Source organism: Bradyrhizobium ingae (assembly GCF_055791185.1).
The window spans coordinates 13,294-30,435 of sequence record NZ_JBVUBB010000019.1 but is presented as its reverse complement, the minus strand read 5'-3'; the positions used below and the strand labels follow the sequence as shown (position 1 = coordinate 30,435).

Here is a 17,142-nt window from a genome sequence, read left to right as displayed (position 1 = left end):
GGTTGCAGCTATTTCCTGACGCGCGGTCGTGGCCGAAAAGCCCCGGTCCTACACGAGAGACTGAAGCAATGCTCGCGAAGATTTCCATTCGTGCCAAGATCATCAGCGTCGTGGCCTTTCTGCTGGTGGCGATGACCGGCATGGGTCTGCTTGCCGTCATGAAAATGCGGTCGATCAACGCCAACACGGTCGACATCACCAAGAACTGGCTTCCCAGCGTGCGGGTGCTTGGCGAGCTTCGCGCCGGTGCCATCACTTATCGCACCATGATACGCGGTCATCTGTTGGCCGAGACGACCGAGGACAAGCTTGCGGCGGAAAAGACAGTCGCAGGAGTGGTCGAGGCAGTGGCCAAGTCCCGCAAGGAATACGAGCCGATGATCACCTCGTCGGAGGAGCGAGCCCTGTACAGCGAATGGTCCAAGCTGTGGGACGACTACAAGAAGGGTATGGACGATGTCATGGCGCTGTCGCGCAAGGACGTCGGCAAGATCCCGCGCGAAGCGCGTGAGCTGAACGCTAAAATCGTTGGCACGATCGGCCTCCAGGCGGACGATGTGCTCAGAAGGGGTATCGAGCTCAACAACAAGGGCGGCGATCAGGCCGCCCAGGACGCCGCCGACAGCTATGCCTTCGCCTTCATGCTGGTATCCGTCATTCTCGGCGCCGCGCTCGTCATCGGCGTCGGCCTCAGCTTCTACATGATCCGCGATATTTCTAGAGGCATCAATTCCATCGTCGAGCCGATGCAGGCGCTCGGCAAGGGTGACCTGACCGCCGAAGTGCCGCACCAGGGCGAGAAGACCGAGATCGGCGCCATGGCCGACGTTCTCCAGGTCTTCAAGGAGGCGCTGATCGCCAAGAAGGCGGCTGACGAAGCTGCCGCACACGATGCGGAGATCAAGATCGAGCGCGGCCGTCGCGTCGACAACATCACCCGCGAATTCGAATCCATGATCGGCGAGATCGTGCAGACGGTCTCGTCCGCCTCGACCCAGCTCGAAGCCTCGGCCTCGACGCTGACGGCGACCGCCGATCGTTCGCAGCAGATGGCGACCACCGTCGCTGCCGCCTCGGAAGAAGCCTCCACCAACGTGCAGTCGGTGGCCTCAGCCACCGAGGAGATGGCCTCGTCGGTCGGCGAGATCAGCCGCCAGGTCCAGGAATCGGCGCGGATGGCGGGCGACGCCGTCGGCCAGGCCCGCACCACCAGCGAACGTGTCAGCGAGCTCTCCAAGGCGGCCTCCCGCATTGGCGACGTCGTCGAGCTGATCAACACCATCGCCGGCCAGACCAACCTTCTGGCGCTGAACGCGACCATCGAGGCGGCGCGTGCGGGCGAAGCCGGCCGCGGCTTCGCGGTGGTGGCTTCCGAAGTGAAGGCGCTCGCCGAGCAGACCGCCAAAGCGACCGGCGAGATCGGCCAGCAGATCACCGGCATCCAGGCCGCCACCAACGACTCCGTCGGTGCGATCAAGGAGATCTCCTCGACCATCGAGCGCCTCTCCGAGATCTCCTCGGCCATTGCAGCGGCCGTGGAAGAGCAGGGCGCCGCGACCCAGGAGATTGCCCGCAACGTGCAGCAGGCGGCGCAGGGCACGCAGCAGGTCTCCTCCAACATCACCGACGTGCAGCGCGGCGCGACCGAGACCGGCACCGCATCCTCGCAGGTGCTGTCGGCGGCGCAGATGCTGTCCAACGATTCGAGCCGCCTGAAGACCGAGGTCAGCAAGTTTCTGACCAACGTTCGCGCGGCCTGAGCGCATAGTCCCGGGCCTTCGCCGGCCGACGGTGAGGCGCATAGCTGCGATGCCTGTGCCGCAGTGCGGTAGCAGGGAAGTGAATGAGTGGAAGCGCTTGGCGTTGGCGCTTCCTTCGGTGTTCCGGTAAAGGGAAAGAGGAATCCCCGCAGGGGGCGGATTCCTCTTCTCGCGCTCGATCTGGAACTGATTGGCGAATGATAGCACTCGTTCGTATCGCCCTGAGCCGGCCGTACACCTTTGTCGTGCTCGCGCTCCTGCTCCTGATCGTCGGACCGCTCGCGGCGCTGCGGACGCCGACCGATATCTTCCCGGACATCCGCATTCCCGTGATCGGCGTGGTCTGGCAGTACACCGGCCTGCCGCCGGACCAGATGGCCGGCCGCATCACCACGCCCTTCCAGCGCGCTCTGACGACGACGGTCAATGACATCGAGCACATCGCCGCCAATTCATACAACGGCTTCGGCATCATCAAGATCTTCTTTCAGCCGAACGTCGATATCCGTACCGCGAACGCGCAGGTCACTGCGATCTCGCAGACGCTGCTCAAGCAGATGCCACCGGGCGCGACGCCGCCCTTGATCCTGAACTACTCGGCCTCGACCGTACCGATCATCCAGGTGGCGCTGTCCGGTGAGGGACTCACCGAGCAGAACCTCGCCGACATCGGCATCAACCAGCTCCGTACACCGCTGGTCACCGTGCCGGGCGCGGCGATCCCGTATCCGTTCGGCGGCAAGCAGCGCCAGGTGCAGATCGACCTCGATCCTTCCGCGCTCCAGGCGCGCGGGCTCTCGGGCCAGGACGTCGCCAACGCGCTTGCCGCGCAAAACCTGATCACGCCGGTCGGCACCCAGAAAATCGGCAGCTTCGAGTACAACATCCAGCTCAACAACTCGCCGCTCAGGATGGAGGAGCTCGGCAATCTGCCGATCAAGACCGTCAACGGCGCGATGGTCTATGTGCGCGACGTCGCGACGGTGCGCGACGGCAACCCGCCGCAGACCAACATCGTTCACGTCGACGGCAACCGCTCGGTGCTGATGATGGTGCTGAAGGCCGGCGCGACCTCCACGCTCGATATCATTTCCGGCATCAAGCAGAAGGTGGTCGAGGTCAAGGACCAGCTTCCGGATGCGCTGAAGATCGGCTTCATCGGCGATCAGTCGGTGTTCGTGCGCGGCGCTATCGAGGGCGTGGCCTTCGAAGGCCTGATCGCGGCGCTGCTGACGAGCGTGATGATCCTGCTTTTCCTCGGGAGCTGGCGCTCGACCATCATCATCGCGATCTCGATCCCGCTGTCGGTGCTCGGCGCGATCATCATGCTGTCGGCGATCGGAGAGACGCTCAACATCATGACCCTCGGCGGCCTCGCGCTTGCCGTCGGCATCCTGGTCGACGACGCCACCGTGACCATCGAGAACATCAATTACCATCTGGAGCAGGGCAAGCCGGTCGAGCAGTCGATCCTGGACGGAGCCAACCAGATCGTGACGCCGGCCTTCGTCTCGCTGCTCTGCATCTGCATCGTGTTCGTGCCGATGTTCTTTCTCACCGGCGTGGCGCGCTTCCTGTTCGTGCCGATGGCTGAAGCCGTGATGTTCGCGATGATCTGGTCGTTCATTCTGTCGCGCACGCTGGTGCCGACCATGGCGAACTACCTGCTTCATGCGCATGTCCATCATGAAGGCGGGCCGCCGAAGTCGCGCAATCCGTTCGTCTGGTTCCAGCGTGGCTTCGAGGCGCGGTTCGAGCGCATCCGGGGCGGTTATCGCGGGCTGCTGTCGCTCGCGCTGGCGCACCGCGCGGTGTTCGTGATCGGCTTCCTTTGCGTGGTCGGCGCATCGTTCGCGCTGGTGCCGTTTCTGGGACGCAATTTCTTCCCCGCCGTGGATGCCGGCAACATCCTGATGCATGTTCGCACCCAGGTCGGCACCCGCGTCGAGGAGACCGCCAACCAGCTTGCCGACGTGCAGAAGGCGATCCGCAAGTTGATCCCGGGCGAGATCGAGACGCTCACCGACAACATCGGCATGCCGATCTCCGGCATCAACATGACCTACAACAACACCGGCGTGATCGGTCCGCAGGATGGTGACATCCAGATCAAGCTGAAGGAGGGCCATAAGCCGACCGAGGAACACGTGCGCGTGCTGCGCGAGCAGTTGCCGCGGCTGTTCCCGGGCGTCAGCTTCTCCTTCCTGCCGGCCGACATCGTCAGCCAGATCCTCAACTTCGGCGCACCGGCGCCGATCGACCTGCAGGTCCGCGGCGCCAATCTCGATGCCAATTTCGCCTATGCCAACAAGCTGCTCGCCAGGGTGCGGCGCATCCCCGGCGTGGCTGATGCGCGCATCCAGCAATCGCCGAACAACCCGACCTTCAATATCGATGTCGACCGTACCCGTGCGCAATATGTCGGCCTGACCGAGCGCGACGTCACCAACAGTCTCGTCGTCAATCTCGCCGGATCGTCGCAGGTCGCGCCGACCTACTACCTCAACCCCGATAACGGCGTGTCCTATTCGATCGTGATGCAGACCCCGCAATACCAGATTGACTCGCTGAGCGCGCTCCAGACGTTGCCGATCACGGCTGCCGGCAATGCGCAGTCGCCGATCCTCGGCGGCATCGCCGACATCAAGCGCTCGACCTCGAGCGCGGTGGTGTCGCAATACGACATCCAGTCGCTGGTGCAGATCTTTGCGACGACGCAAGGCCGCGATCTCGGCGCTGTCGCCGCCGACATCCGCCAGGTGATCGCCGATACCGCCAGGGAGGTGCCGAAGGGCTCCTCCGTCGTGCTGCTCGGCCAGGTGCAGACGATGAACAGCGCCTTCACCGGCCTGCTGTTCGGCTTGTTGGCCGCCGTGGTGCTGATCTACTTTCTGATCGTCGTGAATTTCCAGTCCTGGTCCGATCCCTTCGTGATCATCACCGCGCTGCCGGCGGCGCTCGCCGGCGTCGTCTGGATGCTGTTCACGACCGAGACGACGCTGTCGGTGCCGGCCCTCACTGGTGCCATCATGTGCATGGGCGTGGCGACGGCCAACAGCGTGCTTGTCATCTCCTTCGCACGAGAGCGCTATGAGCAGCTCGGCGATCCCATTGCCGCGGCGCTGGAAGCGGGCTTCGTCCGGTTCCGTCCGGTGCTGATGACGGCGCTCGCGATGATGATCGGAATGGCGCCAATGGCCCTCGGGCTCGGCGAGGGCGGCGAGCAGAATGCTCCGCTGGGGCGCGCCGTGATCGGCGGCCTGATCTTCGCGACCTTCGCCACGCTGATGTTTGTTCCCGTGGTCTTTAGTATGGTACACAAGAAACAAGGCGCCAAAGCCGCCGCCGCTGCCTCGCTGGAGAAGCCGCATGCCGCCCACTGAACCCCGCTCGCCGGTCTCGCGCCGGAAACTGGGCATATTTGGCGTGGTGGCGCTGATTGCGGCGGGTCTCGTCGTCGGCACGGGTATCCGCGCGCGCGAGGAGCAGGGCGCCAAGCTGAAACAGTGGACTGACGACCAGGCCGTTCCGAGCGTCGCGGTGACCCTGCCCAACGCCAAGGCGCTCAGCGCCACCATCGACCTGCCGGGTCGGCTTGAAGCCTATTACCGCGCCCCGATCTTCGCGCGCGTCTCCGGATATTTGAAGAGTTGGAGCGCCGACATCGGCGCCCGCGTCAAGGCGGGTCAGGTGATCGCCGAGATCGAGGCGCCGGACCTCGATCAGCAACTCCTGCAGGCCCGCGCCGATCTTGCAAGCCAGCAGGCGAGCGCCAGACTATCGGAAGCCACCCTGAACCGGCGCAAGACGCTGGTCGCCTCGAACTTCGTCTCCGCGCAGGAAATCGACGAGCGCACTGCCGATCTCTCCAACAAGAAGGCTGCCGTCAATTCGGGCCAGGCCAATGTCGAGCGCCTCGAGGCGCTCGCCGGTTACAAGAAGATCACCGCACCGTTCGACGGCGTCGTCACCGCGCGCGACACCGATGTCGGCGCGCTGATCAATGCCGGGGGCGGCTCGGGACCGGCGATGTTTGTGATATCGGACATCACCAGGCTGCGCGTTTATGTCAACGTGCCGCAGAATTATGTGCCGGCGATCAAGATTGGCGCCAAGGCCAGTATCACGCTGCCGGAATATCCGAACCGGACCTTCCCTGCGACCGTCGAAGCCTCCTCGCAGGCTGTCGACGTCTCGTCCGGCACGACGCGCATGCAGCTCGGGCTCGACAATTCCAGCGGCGAATTGATGCCCGGCGGCTATGCCAGCGTGAAGCTGAGTTTGCAGCGCGACTCCACGCCGCTCAGCATTCCCGCAAGCGCGCTGATCTTCAACGGCAGCGGCCTCCGCGTTGCGACCGTCACCGCCGAGGACAAGGTGCAGTTCAAGACCGTGACCATAGCCCGCGATCTCGGCCGCGAGATCGAGCTCGCCTCCGGCATCGCTCCCGACGACCGTGTCATCACCGCGCCACCGGACGGCCTCGCCGACGGCGATCAGGTCCGCGTGGTTGGCGCCGCCGCCAGGGGTAAGCCGGCGACGGCCTCGGAGAAGCAGGATCCGAAGGGGTAGGGTCCACTCGCATCAGGTGTGCTGCTTTCTGCCGGCTCTGCGGAGCGGTGCCATAGACTGCAGATCTTCGACGGAATGGTGGGCAAGGCGCTGTCGCGCCTTTGCTCACCCTTGCTACAAGATATTGCTTGCCTGCCACTCCGGCACGCCATCCGCGGCCATCGTGATCTCGCCGCGCGAGCCGACCGGCGTGCGATTCATGTCGAGCAGATGCGCCAGCGTTGCGTAGTCGCTCGCCGGAATGCGCGCCAGCGTTCGCCTCCGGTCCTCCGTGCGCAGCATGACGACGCCGTGCTCGACATCGCCGCCACGGCCATAGAGCACCGTAAAGCTCTCCACCTTGCCCTTGCCGCCGGCCTCGGTGACGAACTCCGGTACCGCGCGCTTGTTGCGGTCGGCCTCACTCTGCACGCTGGTTTCTTGCGCCAGCGCTTCGTGCGGCGGCGTCTTCGACACCACCAGCGCATGGTGCTTGGTGACGAAGCCGCCTTGGCCATAGAGCAGCCCGAGTTTGCCGCCGGCGCGCAACTTGCGCACCATCGCGCAGGCGGCATGCGTCATGTAGGTGTTGAGCGGCGCGCCGAAAAAGGTGAGGCCACCGGTCACGGTCGGCTGAACGTCGGGCCCGAGGCCCAGCGTCCGCCGCGCCATCTTCGGCACGCAAGGAAAGCAGCTATAGAGCTCGATCGCGTCGAATGTCTTGCCGTCGCGGCCGGCGAGATCCATCACCGCCTTCAGCACCGCGTTCTGCGCATGGCTTTCATAAAACTGGTCGCGCAGGAGGTAGTCGCGCGGCTCTTCGGCCGAGGCACCGCCGAGCGGATAGACCAACTGGTCCTCGGGAACGCCGGCCGCCCGTGCTTTCGCAAGGCTGGTGAGCATCAGCGCGCCGCCCATATTGACCATGGGATTGGCGACCATCAGCTTCGTGTAGGGCCAGGCGATCAGGCGGTTGTCCGCGGTCGGCGTCGTGATCTCGACCGGCGCAAAGCGCCGCTTCAACCAGGCATTGGGATTTTGCGCGGCGGCCTCCGAATAGCGCGACCATAACGTGCCGGACTCCGCCATTGCCTCACGCGGCGTCTGGCCCCAATGCGCGGAGGAAGCCGCCTCGTAGAAGGGATAGACCGTCACGGGACGAAATACGCCGAGCGTCACGGCAAGCGGCTTCTGGAACGCAGCGCCGCGCTTCGGCTCCTCGGCGTCATGCGCAAACGGCGTCCAAGGCAGCCTGGCGCCGGTACGCTCGGCCTTGGTCGCAGTCGACTGCGCCTCCGCGCCGCAGACGGCGGCGACGTTGCACTCGCCGCGCGCGATGCGCAGCGCCGCCTCATGCAAATAGCGGATCGGGCTCTCGCCCCCGACCGGGCCGTAGTAGCAATGCGAAGGTTCAATACCGAGCCGCTGCGCCAGCAGTTTTTCGGGATCGCGATAGCGCCAGCTCAGGAAATTGACGACGTCGAGCGACTGGATTTCGCCGAGCAGCTTTGTGCCGGCATCCTCTTCGGCGCGCCGCAGCGCCCGTTCGAGAAGGTCGAGCGGCTCGAGGCCCCTGGCGATCTCGTGGGGCCGGTCAACGATCTCGCCGACGCCGACGATGACGGGAATGCGGTCCGGTGGGATGCTGGTCTTGTCTGACATGACTTCGATTCACGATATCAATTGCTTCGTCTTTGCGAGGAGCGAAGCGACGAAGCAATCCAGGGTATCTCCGCGGAGACAGTCTGGATTGCTTCGCTTCGCTCGCAATGACTGTTTGTTATCATTCTGCCACCAGCGCATTCATGTGCTCGAGGCTTCGGCGGACTCTTCCTTGAACTCCTGGACCACGGCGCCCGCCGATGCTGCCTGAAGGCGAACGGCGGGAACTCGATTCCCGGCATGTCGCAGATCGGCAATTGCATCCGTCCCTCCGGCGGCCGGCCGCTACTGTTGCTTTGGGAAAAGCCAGCCCGGCCTTGCCGTCATGCAAAGCCGGTTCGCCATGGGCTTCTTGCGTGCAGGCGCCAGACGGATGCCATGCTCGCCATGACAAAACGGGGAGGGCGCCCATCTGCCAATGCAACCCGGCGCTATTGCCAATCTCGCCGCTATCGCTAGCTAACACCGCACGCGCCTTCCGCGCTGGAGCCCTTCTTCATGACCGACGTACCCGCCTACGAGCCGCCCAAAGTCTGGACCTGGAATAAACCGAGTGGCGGGCAGTTTGCCAGCATCAACCGACCGATCGCGGGTCCCACCCATGACAAGGAGTTGCCGGTGGGCCGGCATCCGCTCCAGCTCTATTCGCTGGCGACCCCGAACGGGGTGAAGGTGACAGTGATGCTGGAGGAGCTGCTTGCGCTCGGCCACAAGGGCGCCGAGTACGACGCCTGGCTGATCAATATCGGCAAGGGCGACCAGTTCGGCAGCGGCTTCGTGGCCATCAATCCGAACTCGAAGATCCCCGCACTGCTGGACCGCTCCGGTCCTGAGCCGATCCGAATCTTCGAGTCCGGCTCGATCCTGGTCTACCTCGCCGAAAAATTCGGGGCCTTCCTGCCCAAGGACATCAAGACGCGTACCGAAGCGATGTCCTGGCTGTTCTGGCAGATGGGCAGCGCGCCCTATCTCGGCGGCGGCTTCGGCCACTTCTACGCCTATGCGCCGACCAAGATCGAATACGCCATCGACCGCTTTGCGATGGAAACCAAGCGCCAGCTCGACGTGCTCGACCGGCGGCTTGCCGAGAGCGAGTACCTTGCCGGCAGCGAGTATACGATCGCCGACATCGCGGTGTGGCCCTGGTACGGCGCGCTCGCCAAGGGGCTGGTCTATGGCGCGGGCGAATTCCTGTCCGTGCAGGACTACAAGAACGTGCAGCGCTGGACCGACCAGATCGCCAAGCGCCCGGCCGTCAAGCGCGGCCGTATGGTCAACCGCGTCTCCGGCGATCCTGCGAGTCAATTGCACGAGCGTCACGACGCATCGGATTTCGAGACCAAGACGCAGGATAAGCTTCAGCCGGCGGCTGCGTCGTAAATCTCTCCACGAGTTAGGGTGGGCAAAGCGAAGCGTGCCCACCACTTATGTGGATCCGTGTGGATGGTGGGCACGGCGCTAGCGCGCCTTTGCCCACTCTACGATAGCTACGACAGCCGCATCTTCACGGCATGCTCAGCTCGTGCCGTCCGACCACCATCCAGTGCACCTCGTCCGGGCCGTCCGCAAAGCGGAGGTGTCGGACGTCCTGATACATCTCGGCGAGCGGCGTCCATTGCGAGATGCCGGTGGCGCCGTGCATCTGGATCGCCTGGTCGATGATGGTGCAGGCGCGCTCCGGCACCATGGCCTTGACCATGGAGACCCAGACGCGCGCCTCCTTGTTGCCGAGCACGTCCATGGCCTTTGCCGCCTTCAGCACCATCAGCCGCATCGCCTCGACCTCGCAGCGCGCCTGCGCGATGATCTGTAGGTTGCCGCCGAGATGGGCGATCTTCTTGCCGAAGGCTTCGCGGGTGAGCCCGCGCTGCACCATCATGTCGAGCGCTTTCTCGGCCTTGCCGATGGTGCGCATGCAGTGATGGATGCGCCCCGGGCCGAGGCGCAATTGCGAGATCTCGAAGCCGCGGCCTTCACCGAGCAGGATGTTGTCTCTGGGCACGCGGACATCGTTGAAGCGCATATGCATGTGACCGCGCGGCGCGTGGTCCTGCCCGAACACGTGCATCGGTCCCAGGATTTCGACGCCGGGCGTATCCTTCGGCACCAGGATCTGCGACTGCTGCTTGCTCGGCGGCGCATCGGGATTGGTCTTGACCATCACGATCATGATCTTGCAGCGGGGGTCGCCGAGGCCCGAAATGTAATACTTCTCGCCGTTGATGACCCATTCGTCGCCGACCAGCTTCGCGGTGGTCGAGATGTTCTTGGCATCGGATGAAGCGACGTTCGGCTCGGTCATGGCATAGGCCGAGCGGATCTCGCCGTTCAAAAGCGGCTTCAGCCATTTCTCCTTCTGCGCCTTGGTGCCGACGCGCTCCAGCACTTCCATGTTGCCGGTGTCGGGCGCCGAGCAGTTCATGGTCTCCGAGGCCAGCGGGCTCTTGCCGAGCTCGACCGCGATATAGGCGTAGTCGAGGTTCTTCAGCCCTTTGCCGGTCTCGTCATCGGGCAGGAAGAAGTTCCAGAGGCCTTCCTCCTTCGCCTTGTTCTTGGCCTTCTCGAGCACCTCGAGCTGACCCGGCGTAAAGCTCCAGCGGTCGTCTTTCTTCTCGCCGTGCCTGACGAACTCCGCCGTCATCGGCTCGACCGTCTCGCGGATGAATTTCTTCACATGGTCATAGAGTGGCCGGACCTGGTCCGACATTCTGAGATCGTTGAGCTCGTCGCCGGGATTGAGCGTGTAATTGGTGGTGCGGGGCACATAGGCGTGTTTCATTCTTGTTCCTCCCGATTGAGTGAGCTGCGATTGCCGCGACAATAGACGCGGCTAGTCGAAAGCGCGAGCGTGGTTTTTTGGGAGATGCACCCTGCCACGCGGCGGAATTTTTGCGGCGCGGATCAAACGATGTTTGAAGCGCTGGAAATAGCTGTGCTGCTGCTCACACTCACCGCCATTGCGAGCGCAGCGAAGCAATCCAGAATCTTTCCGCGGCGACGGTCTGGATTGCTTCGCTGCGCTCGCAATGACGAGATTGGGGAGCGTGCGTCCGCTCCCTCGCGGGTCATCGCCCGCGATTGCCCGCTCACATCATCCGGTGCATCGCGCAGATCTTGTTGCCGTCGGGATCGCGCAGATAGGCGAGGTAGAGCTTGGCCCCAGATCCCTCGCGAATGCCAGGCGGATTCTCGATCGGCGTTCCACCGGCTTCGACGCCGGCTGCATGCCATTTGTCGACCTGATCGGTCGAACTGCAGGCAAAGCCGATTGTGCCGCCGTTGGCGGCCGTGGCAGGCTCGCCATTGATCGGCTTGCTGACGGAAAAAATACCCGACTTGGTGATGTAGAAGATGCGATGGCCGTCGACACGCGCGGGCCGCACTTCGAGTGTCGCCAGCAGCCTGTCGTAGAATGCCTTGGCCTTGTCCAGATCGTTGGTGCCGATCATTACGTGTGAGAACATTGCCCTTTTCCCCCTTGGTAGAATTCTTTTAGCCCGGATGGAGCGCAGCGTAATCCGGGACCAGTCCCTCGGCTTGCACCATCCCGGATTGCGCTGCGCTCCGTCCGGGCTACGTCGACAAAATCAAAACGCAGTATAGCCGCCGTCGATCACGAACGTATCCGCGGTGTGATAGGACGATGCCTTGCTCATCAGGTACACCGCGATGCCGCCGAAATCCGACGGCTCGCCGAAGCGCCGCTGCGGAATCCGCGGCATGACGTTGGCGACGAATTTCTCGTTGGCCATGATGCCGGCGGTCATGTCGCTCCTGATCCAGCCGGGCAGGATCGCATTTGCGGTAACGCCGTAGCGCGCCAGCTCGACGCCGAGCGCACGTACCAGTGCGTTGATGGCGGCCTTGGTCGCGGCGTAATGCTCGTTGCGCGCGGTGCCGAAGATCGAGGCAAGGCTCGACGTCGCAACCAGCCGGCCGAAGGGATCGCCGGCATTGGCGCGGTCGGTCATGTGCCTTGCCGCGGCCTGGAATGCGTGGAACACGCCGTCGAGATTGGTCGAAAACATCGTGCGCCATTCCTCTTCGGTACGCTCGACGAAGGAACGCCTGCCGCCGCCGCCGATGCCGGCATTGGCAAAGCAGCCGTCGACACGGCCGAACGTGTCGAGCGTCGCCTTCATCGCCGCATTCACCGATGCAGGATCGGTGACGTCGCAGACGCGGGCATCGACCTTGCCGGGCGAGCCCACGATGCTCGCGGCGGCAGTCTTGTTCTTTTCGGCGTTGCGGCCCCAGATCGAGACGTTGCAGCCTTGCGCGGCGAGCGCCTGCGCAATGCCGAGCCCGATGCCGCCATTGCCGCCGGTGATCACCGCGACGCGGCCGGTGAGATCGAAAATGGTCATGGGCGTTTCCCCGTTTTTTTAGCATGATGCGCATCAGCCAGTGCGCACAAGATTGTCCGCTATGTCCCGATCACCATGGACAAGCCTGCGGCAAAAATCAAATATGCGCACCGACGAAAAGCAATTCCGGTCTGCGGAACATCGCGGGGCCGCAACGCAGGTGAGGAAACCATGCAGTTCAAACACGTCACGCTCGATTTCGACGGACCGGTCGCCGTCCTCAAGCTGGATCACCAGGAGGTCATGAACGCGGTCTCGATGGACATGCTGGGCGGGCTCACTGAGGCGCTGGACGCGATCGAGGAGCGGAAGGGCGAGGTCCGTTGCGTGATGCTGACCGGCGCGGGACGTGCGTTCTGCACCGGCGCGAACTTGCAGGGGCGCAACACCCAATCGAAAAAGACCAAGGCCGGCCTGACGCTGGAAACTGGCTTTCACCCGTTCCTGCGGCGGATCCGCAATCTGCACTGTCCGATCGTCACCGCGGTGAACGGACCGGCGGCCGGCGCAGGCATGAGCTTTGCGCTGCTCGGCGACATGATCCTGTGCGCGCGCTCGGCTTATTTCCTGCAAGCCTTCCGCCGCATCGGCCTGGTGCCCGATTGCGGCTCGACCTGGCTGTTGCCGCGCCTCGTCGGCAAGGCGCGCTCGATCGAGCTGTCGCTGATGGGCGAGCGGTTGCCGGCGGAAAAGGCACTGGAATGGGGCCTCGTCAACCGGGTCTATGACGACGGCGCGCTGATGGAGGAGGCGATGAAGCTCGCGCATGAACTCGCCAATGGGCCGACGGTTGCGCTGTCGCTGATCCGCAAGCTCTATTGGGACAGCCCGGAAAATTCATTCGAGGAGCAGCTCAATCTCGAATTCCAGTGCCAGCTTCGCGCGGGCGACACCGAGGACTTCCGTGAGGGTGTTGGCGCCTTCCTCGAGAAGCGGCCGGCTAAATTCAAAGGCAAATGATCAGAGGCAAATGATCGAGGCGGAGCTTTCGCGTAGCGTCACGCGCTGGTGCCCGGGCGCAACCGGTGCGACCGGCGCGGCCAAGCTGTCCGGCGGCGCCAGCCAGGAAACCTGGCGCTTCGACATCACGCATCCGGACGGCAATATCGGTGCGATCCTGCGCCGCGCGCCGAAAGGCTATGGCGCCGCGCCCTCGCGCGCCGCGGGCCTTGGCGCCGAAGCCAGCCTCATGCAGCTTGCGTTCGAGGCCGGCCTGCCGTCGCCGCGCGTGCTGCATGTATTGGAGGGCGAGGACGATCTCGGTACCGGCTTCATCATGCAGCGTGTCGAAGGCGAAACCATCGCGCGCAAGATTTTGCGTGATGACGCGTTCGCCGCGGCGCGCCCCACGCTCGCGCGGGAGCTCGGCGGCGTGCTGGCAGGTCTCCATAGGTTGCCGCTTGCCAAACTGCCCGAGCTGCGGCGCATGACGGCCGCGAAGGAGATCGACGAGTTCGCGCGCGACTATCGCAGCCTCAACTGGCCCAAGCCGGTGTTCGAAGTTGCGCTGCGCTGGCTCCGTGACCACGATCCAGGCCCGTCGCCGGAGATGACTCTGGTGCATGGCGATTTTCGTAACGGCAATCTCATCATCGGCGCCGACGGATTGCGTGCGGTGCTGGACTGGGAGCTCGCCCATCTCGGCGATCCCATGGAGGATCTCGGCTGGCTCTGCGTCAACTCCTGGCGCTTTGGCGAGATCGACAATCCTGTCGGCGGCTTTGGTCCGCGCGAAGAGTTGTTCGCTGGCTATGAGGCCGGGGGCCGCAAGGTCGATCCGGCGCGGGTGAAATTCTGGGAAGTGATGGGCACGCTGCGCTGGGGCATCATGTGCTGCGGCATGATGCAGCGGTTTCGCACCGGCCCCGATCATTCCATGGAGCGCGCGCTGATCGGCCGCCGTGCTTCCGAGACCGAGATCGACCTGTTGCGCCTGCTGGCGCCGCGAGGGAGCTGACCATGCAGGACGAGCCCACGCCCATCGAGCTGACCAAGGCGGTTGCCGATTTCCTCCGCAGCGACATCACGCCACTGATCTCAGGCCACCAGGCTTTCAAGCTGCGCGTGGCCATCAACGCCCTCGACCTCGTTGTACGGCAGTTGACGCTGGAGGCGGGGAGCGATGCGAGGGAGGTGGCGCGGCTGCGCGCGCTGCTCGGCATGGACGGTTCGGTGACCGAGCTCAACCGCGCGCTCTCCGAGCGCATCGCGAAAGGCGAGTTGGATCTCGCAGCGCCGGGGCTCGCCGAGCATCTCTGGCAGACCACGATGGACAAGCTCGCCGTGGATCAGCCGAATTACGCGGCGTACAAGCGCGAGCTGGCGCGGGGCGGATGATTCGGCCCCATCCTTAGTCATCGCGAGGAGCGAAGCGACGAAGCAATCCAGACTGTCACCCGCGCAACGATTCTGGATTGCTTCGTTGCGCTCGGCAATGACGTGTGGAGACGGCGTGGTTCCTACCTCCCCAGCCACTTCGGCGGCCGCTTCTCGGAAAACGCCTTCGGCCCCTCGATGTAGTCCTGCGAGGCCACCATCGCCTTTACCGCCGGGTACTCCCGCTGCTCCTCGATCGCTTGCTCCAGCGATACGGCAAGCCCCTTCTGGATCGCCTGCTTCGAGGCACGGATCGACATTGGCGAGTTCTTGGTGATCATCTCCGCCCAGCGCAGCGCGGCGGCGAGCGCTTCGCCCTGCGGCACGACCTCGTTGACGAAGCCGAGCTCAAAACCTTCCTTGGCGCTGACGTGGCGCGCGGTGAGGATCATGCCCATGGCGCGCTTCAGCCCGATCTGCCGTGGCAGGCGGTGCAGGCCGCCGGCAAGCGCAGCGAGGCCGACGCGCGGCTCGGGCAGCGCGAAGGTTGCGTTTTCGGAGGCGATGATCAGGTCGCAGGCGAGCGCGATCTCGAAACCGCCGCCCATCGCGACGCCGTTGACGGCGGCAATGATCGGCTTGTCGCAGTCGAAGCGCGAGGTCAGCCCGGCAAAGCCGCCCTTGTCCCAGCCGCGCTTTCCGCCGGCCGCCTGCCATTTGAGATCGTTGCCGGCGCAAAACGCCTTGTCGCCGGCGCCGGTGACGATCGCGACCCACTGCGCAGGATCGGCGGAGAAATCGTCAAACACCTTGTTGAGCTCGAAATGCGCATCGATGTGCAGCGCGTTGTACACCTCGGGTCGCGACAGCGTGACGATCGTGACCGGTCCCTTGCGTTCCACCTTTGAGAACTTCAGCTCCATCGCGCGCTCCCGCATTTTCTCGTGAAGGAATATTGGCGTCATATTAACGCGCGTCAGTGCCCGAGCACCATCGAATTGCGCAACGCGCCTTGCGCCGTTCACACGTCTCGGCTTGCTTGACTTGCGCGCGCTCTTCTCACCTTAATCGTGTGAAGCTGAATGTGCGTGGCGCCTTAACGCAAAACGAAAAAATCGATCCGGGAGCGAACCGTGGATTTCTCATTGCCTGCCGATCTCGTCGCCTATCTCGGAGAGCTCGATGCCTTCATCGCGCGCGAGATCAAGCCGCTGGAAGAGGCCGACGACAACATCCGCTTCTTCGACCATCGCCGCGAATGGGCGCGCACCGATTTCGAGAATGGCGGCCTGCCGCGGCACGAATGGGAGGCGCTGCTGCGCAAAGCGAAAGATCTCGCGGACGCCGCCGGCCATCTGCGCTTCGCGGTAGCGAGGCAATATGGCGGCCAGGATGGTTCCAACCTCTGGATGGCGGTGATCCGCGAGCATTTTGCGTCAAAGGGCCTCGGCCTGCACAACGATCTCCAGAACGAGCATTCCATCGTCGGCAATTTCCCGGTCGTCACCATGCTCGACCGCTACGGCCGCGACGACCAGAAGGCGATGATCGACGGCTCGATCAAGGGCAAATACCGCATCACTTTCGGGCTGACCGAGCCGCATCACGGCTCCGACGCCACCCATATGGAGACGCGAGCCGTTTCCGCGACCCGCGACAACGTCAAGGGCTGGATCATCAACGGCGAGAAGATGTGGACGACCGGCATGCACGTTGCCACGCATTGCGCGCTGTTCGCGCGCACCAGCGGCAATGATGGCGATGCCCGCGGCATTACCTGCTTCCTGGTGCCGGCGACCAGCCAGGGCGTCAGGGTCGAGGAGTACATGTGGACCTTCAACATGCCGACGGACCATCCTCGTGTCAGCTTTACGGACGTGTTCGTGACGGAGGATGCGCTGTTCGGCGGGGTCGGCCGCGGCCTGTCGCTCGCGCAATGTTTCGTACACCAGAACCGCATCCGCCAGGCTGCAAGCTCGCTCGGCGCGGCCGTCTACTGCATCAACGAGAGCGTGAAATATGCGCGCGAGCGAAAGCCGTTCGGCAAGGCGCTCGCGGAGAACCAGGCGATCCAGTTCCCGCTGGTCGAGCTTGCCACCCAAGCCGAGATGCTGCGCCTGTTGATCCGCAAGACCGCCTGGGAGATGGACAAGCTTAACGAGGAAGAAATCGAGCGCACGCTGTCGGACCGCGTCTCCATGTGCAACTATTGGGCAAACCGCCTCTGCTGCGAGGCTGCCGACCGCGCCATGCAGGTCCATGGCGGCATGGGCTATTCACGCCACAAGCCCTTCGAGCACATCTACCGGCACCATCGTCGCTATCGCATCACGGAGGGGAGCGAGGAAATCCAGATGCGGAAGGTGGCGGGATTTTTGTTCGGGTACATGGGGCCGGGGAAGCATTGACGGCTGCTCACGCGCGATGACGACCCTCCGCGAGTCGCCTGGCGAAAGCCAGGACCCATTACCCCAGGGAGCAGTTTG

13 protein-coding genes are annotated in these 17,142 nt (G+C 64.0%); 8 read left to right on the top strand and 5 right to left on the bottom strand.

The window, feature by feature from the left end; genetic code table 11:
* Window positions 1–68 precede the first annotated feature (68 nt).
* The 3 genes from ACV1FX_RS24795 (at window position 69) to ACV1FX_RS24785 (ending at window position 6,332) form a co-directional block, all read left to right on the top strand.
* Window positions 69–1,760 carry a methyl-accepting chemotaxis protein gene (locus ACV1FX_RS24795; RefSeq protein WP_473120193.1) on the top strand — a complete coding sequence of 564 codons (1,692 nt, stop codon included), beginning with the start codon at window positions 69–71 and terminating at the stop codon, window positions 1,758–1,760.
* 197 nt (window positions 1,761–1,957) lie between these two features.
* Complete coding sequence (locus ACV1FX_RS24790; protein ID WP_473120192.1) at window positions 1,958–5,143, top strand: efflux RND transporter permease subunit; 3,186 nt, start codon at window positions 1,958–1,960, stop codon at window positions 5,141–5,143.
* A complete protein-coding gene (locus ACV1FX_RS24785) occupies window positions 5,130–6,332 on the top strand; it encodes an efflux RND transporter periplasmic adaptor subunit (protein WP_473120191.1) in 1,203 nt (400 codons plus the stop codon). The genes ACV1FX_RS24790 and ACV1FX_RS24785 overlap by 14 nt, the downstream gene beginning before the upstream one ends.
* 114 nt (window positions 6,333–6,446) lie before the next feature.
* On the opposite strand, the gene ACV1FX_RS24780 is transcribed toward ACV1FX_RS24785, so the two are convergent.
* On the bottom strand, window positions 6,447–7,973 hold the full coding sequence (locus ACV1FX_RS24780; protein ID WP_473120190.1) for an acetyl-CoA acetyltransferase: 1,527 nt from the start codon (window positions 7,971–7,973) through the stop codon (window positions 6,447–6,449).
* Between the two features lie 498 nt (window positions 7,974–8,471).
* Here ACV1FX_RS24780 and yghU point away from each other — a divergent pair, with 498 nt between their 5' ends.
* Window positions 8,472–9,353, top strand: a complete 882-nt coding sequence (gene yghU / locus ACV1FX_RS24775) for a glutathione-dependent disulfide-bond oxidoreductase (protein ID WP_473120189.1) — start codon at window positions 8,472–8,474, stop codon at window positions 9,351–9,353.
* Between the two features lie 124 nt (window positions 9,354–9,477).
* Here yghU and ACV1FX_RS24770 read toward each other — a convergent pair whose 3' ends face one another.
* From ACV1FX_RS24770 to ACV1FX_RS24760, 3 genes are all read right to left on the bottom strand, one after another.
* On the bottom strand, window positions 9,478–10,752 hold the full coding sequence (locus ACV1FX_RS24770) for an acyl-CoA dehydrogenase family protein (RefSeq protein WP_473120188.1): 1,275 nt from the start codon (window positions 10,750–10,752) through the stop codon (window positions 9,478–9,480).
* A gap of 307 nt (window positions 10,753–11,059) precedes the next feature.
* Window positions 11,060–11,437: a VOC family protein gene (locus ACV1FX_RS24765; protein ID WP_473120187.1), complete on the bottom strand. Its 378-nt coding sequence runs from the start codon at window positions 11,435–11,437 to the stop codon at window positions 11,060–11,062.
* 123 nt (window positions 11,438–11,560) lie between these two features.
* Complete coding sequence (locus tag ACV1FX_RS24760; protein WP_473120186.1) at window positions 11,561–12,340, bottom strand: SDR family NAD(P)-dependent oxidoreductase; 780 nt, start codon at window positions 12,338–12,340, stop codon at window positions 11,561–11,563.
* A gap of 171 nt (window positions 12,341–12,511) precedes the next feature.
* Between ACV1FX_RS24760 and ACV1FX_RS24755 the strand changes: the two genes are divergently transcribed.
* From ACV1FX_RS24755 to ACV1FX_RS24745, 3 genes are read left to right on the top strand one after another with little or no spacing between them, the layout of a single operon-like run.
* Window positions 12,512–13,300, top strand: a complete 789-nt coding sequence (locus tag ACV1FX_RS24755) for an enoyl-CoA hydratase/isomerase (RefSeq protein WP_473120185.1) — start codon at window positions 12,512–12,514, stop codon at window positions 13,298–13,300.
* Between the two features lie 10 nt (window positions 13,301–13,310).
* On the top strand, window positions 13,311–14,297 hold the full coding sequence (locus tag ACV1FX_RS24750) for a phosphotransferase family protein (RefSeq protein ID WP_473120184.1): 987 nt from the start codon (window positions 13,311–13,313) through the stop codon (window positions 14,295–14,297).
* 2 nt (window positions 14,298–14,299) lie between these two features.
* On the top strand, window positions 14,300–14,677 hold the full coding sequence (locus tag ACV1FX_RS24745) for a DUF6285 domain-containing protein (protein WP_473120183.1): 378 nt from the start codon (window positions 14,300–14,302) through the stop codon (window positions 14,675–14,677).
* A 122-nt stretch (window positions 14,678–14,799) separates the two neighbouring features.
* Here the strand turns inward: ACV1FX_RS24745 and ACV1FX_RS24740 are convergent, their stop codons facing one another.
* Window positions 14,800–15,579, bottom strand: coding sequence for an enoyl-CoA hydratase-related protein (locus tag ACV1FX_RS24740; RefSeq protein WP_473120182.1), 780 nt, complete (start codon window positions 15,577–15,579; stop codon window positions 14,800–14,802).
* A gap of 210 nt (window positions 15,580–15,789) precedes the next feature.
* On the opposite strand from ACV1FX_RS24740, the gene ACV1FX_RS24735 reads away from it, so the two are divergent.
* The gene (locus ACV1FX_RS24735; RefSeq protein ID WP_473120181.1) at window positions 15,790–17,064 is read left to right on the top strand and encodes an acyl-CoA dehydrogenase family protein; all 1,275 of its coding nucleotides are present in this window, start codon (window positions 15,790–15,792) and stop codon (window positions 17,062–17,064) included.
* Window positions 17,065–17,142: the final 78 nt, after the last annotated feature.

Excerpts from the sequence above, each read along its gene's own strand:
- ACV1FX_RS24795 (WP_473120193.1), top strand. The coding sequence starts at position 69 with ATGCTCGCGAAGATTTCCATTCGTGCCAAGATCATCAGCGTCGTGGCC.
- ACV1FX_RS24790 (WP_473120192.1), top strand. The coding sequence starts at position 1,958 with ATGATAGCACTCGTTCGTATCGCCCTGAGCCGGCCGTACACCTTTGTC.
- ACV1FX_RS24785 (WP_473120191.1), top strand. The coding sequence starts at position 5,130 with ATGCCGCCCACTGAACCCCGCTCGCCGGTCTCGCGCCGGAAACTGGGC.
- ACV1FX_RS24780 (WP_473120190.1), bottom strand. The coding sequence starts at position 7,973 with ATGTCAGACAAGACCAGCATCCCACCGGACCGCATTCCCGTCATCGTC.
- yghU (WP_473120189.1), top strand. The coding sequence starts at position 8,472 with ATGACCGACGTACCCGCCTACGAGCCGCCCAAAGTCTGGACCTGGAAT.
- ACV1FX_RS24770 (WP_473120188.1), bottom strand. The coding sequence starts at position 10,752 with ATGAAACACGCCTATGTGCCCCGCACCACCAATTACACGCTCAATCCC.
- ACV1FX_RS24765 (WP_473120187.1), bottom strand. The coding sequence starts at position 11,437 with ATGTTCTCACACGTAATGATCGGCACCAACGATCTGGACAAGGCCAAG.
- ACV1FX_RS24760 (WP_473120186.1), bottom strand. The coding sequence starts at position 12,340 with ATGACCATTTTCGATCTCACCGGCCGCGTCGCGGTGATCACCGGCGGC.
- ACV1FX_RS24755 (WP_473120185.1), top strand. The coding sequence starts at position 12,512 with ATGCAGTTCAAACACGTCACGCTCGATTTCGACGGACCGGTCGCCGTC.
- ACV1FX_RS24750 (WP_473120184.1), top strand. The coding sequence starts at position 13,311 with ATGATCGAGGCGGAGCTTTCGCGTAGCGTCACGCGCTGGTGCCCGGGC.
- ACV1FX_RS24745 (WP_473120183.1), top strand. The coding sequence starts at position 14,300 with ATGCAGGACGAGCCCACGCCCATCGAGCTGACCAAGGCGGTTGCCGAT.
- ACV1FX_RS24740 (WP_473120182.1), bottom strand. The coding sequence starts at position 15,579 with ATGGAGCTGAAGTTCTCAAAGGTGGAACGCAAGGGACCGGTCACGATC.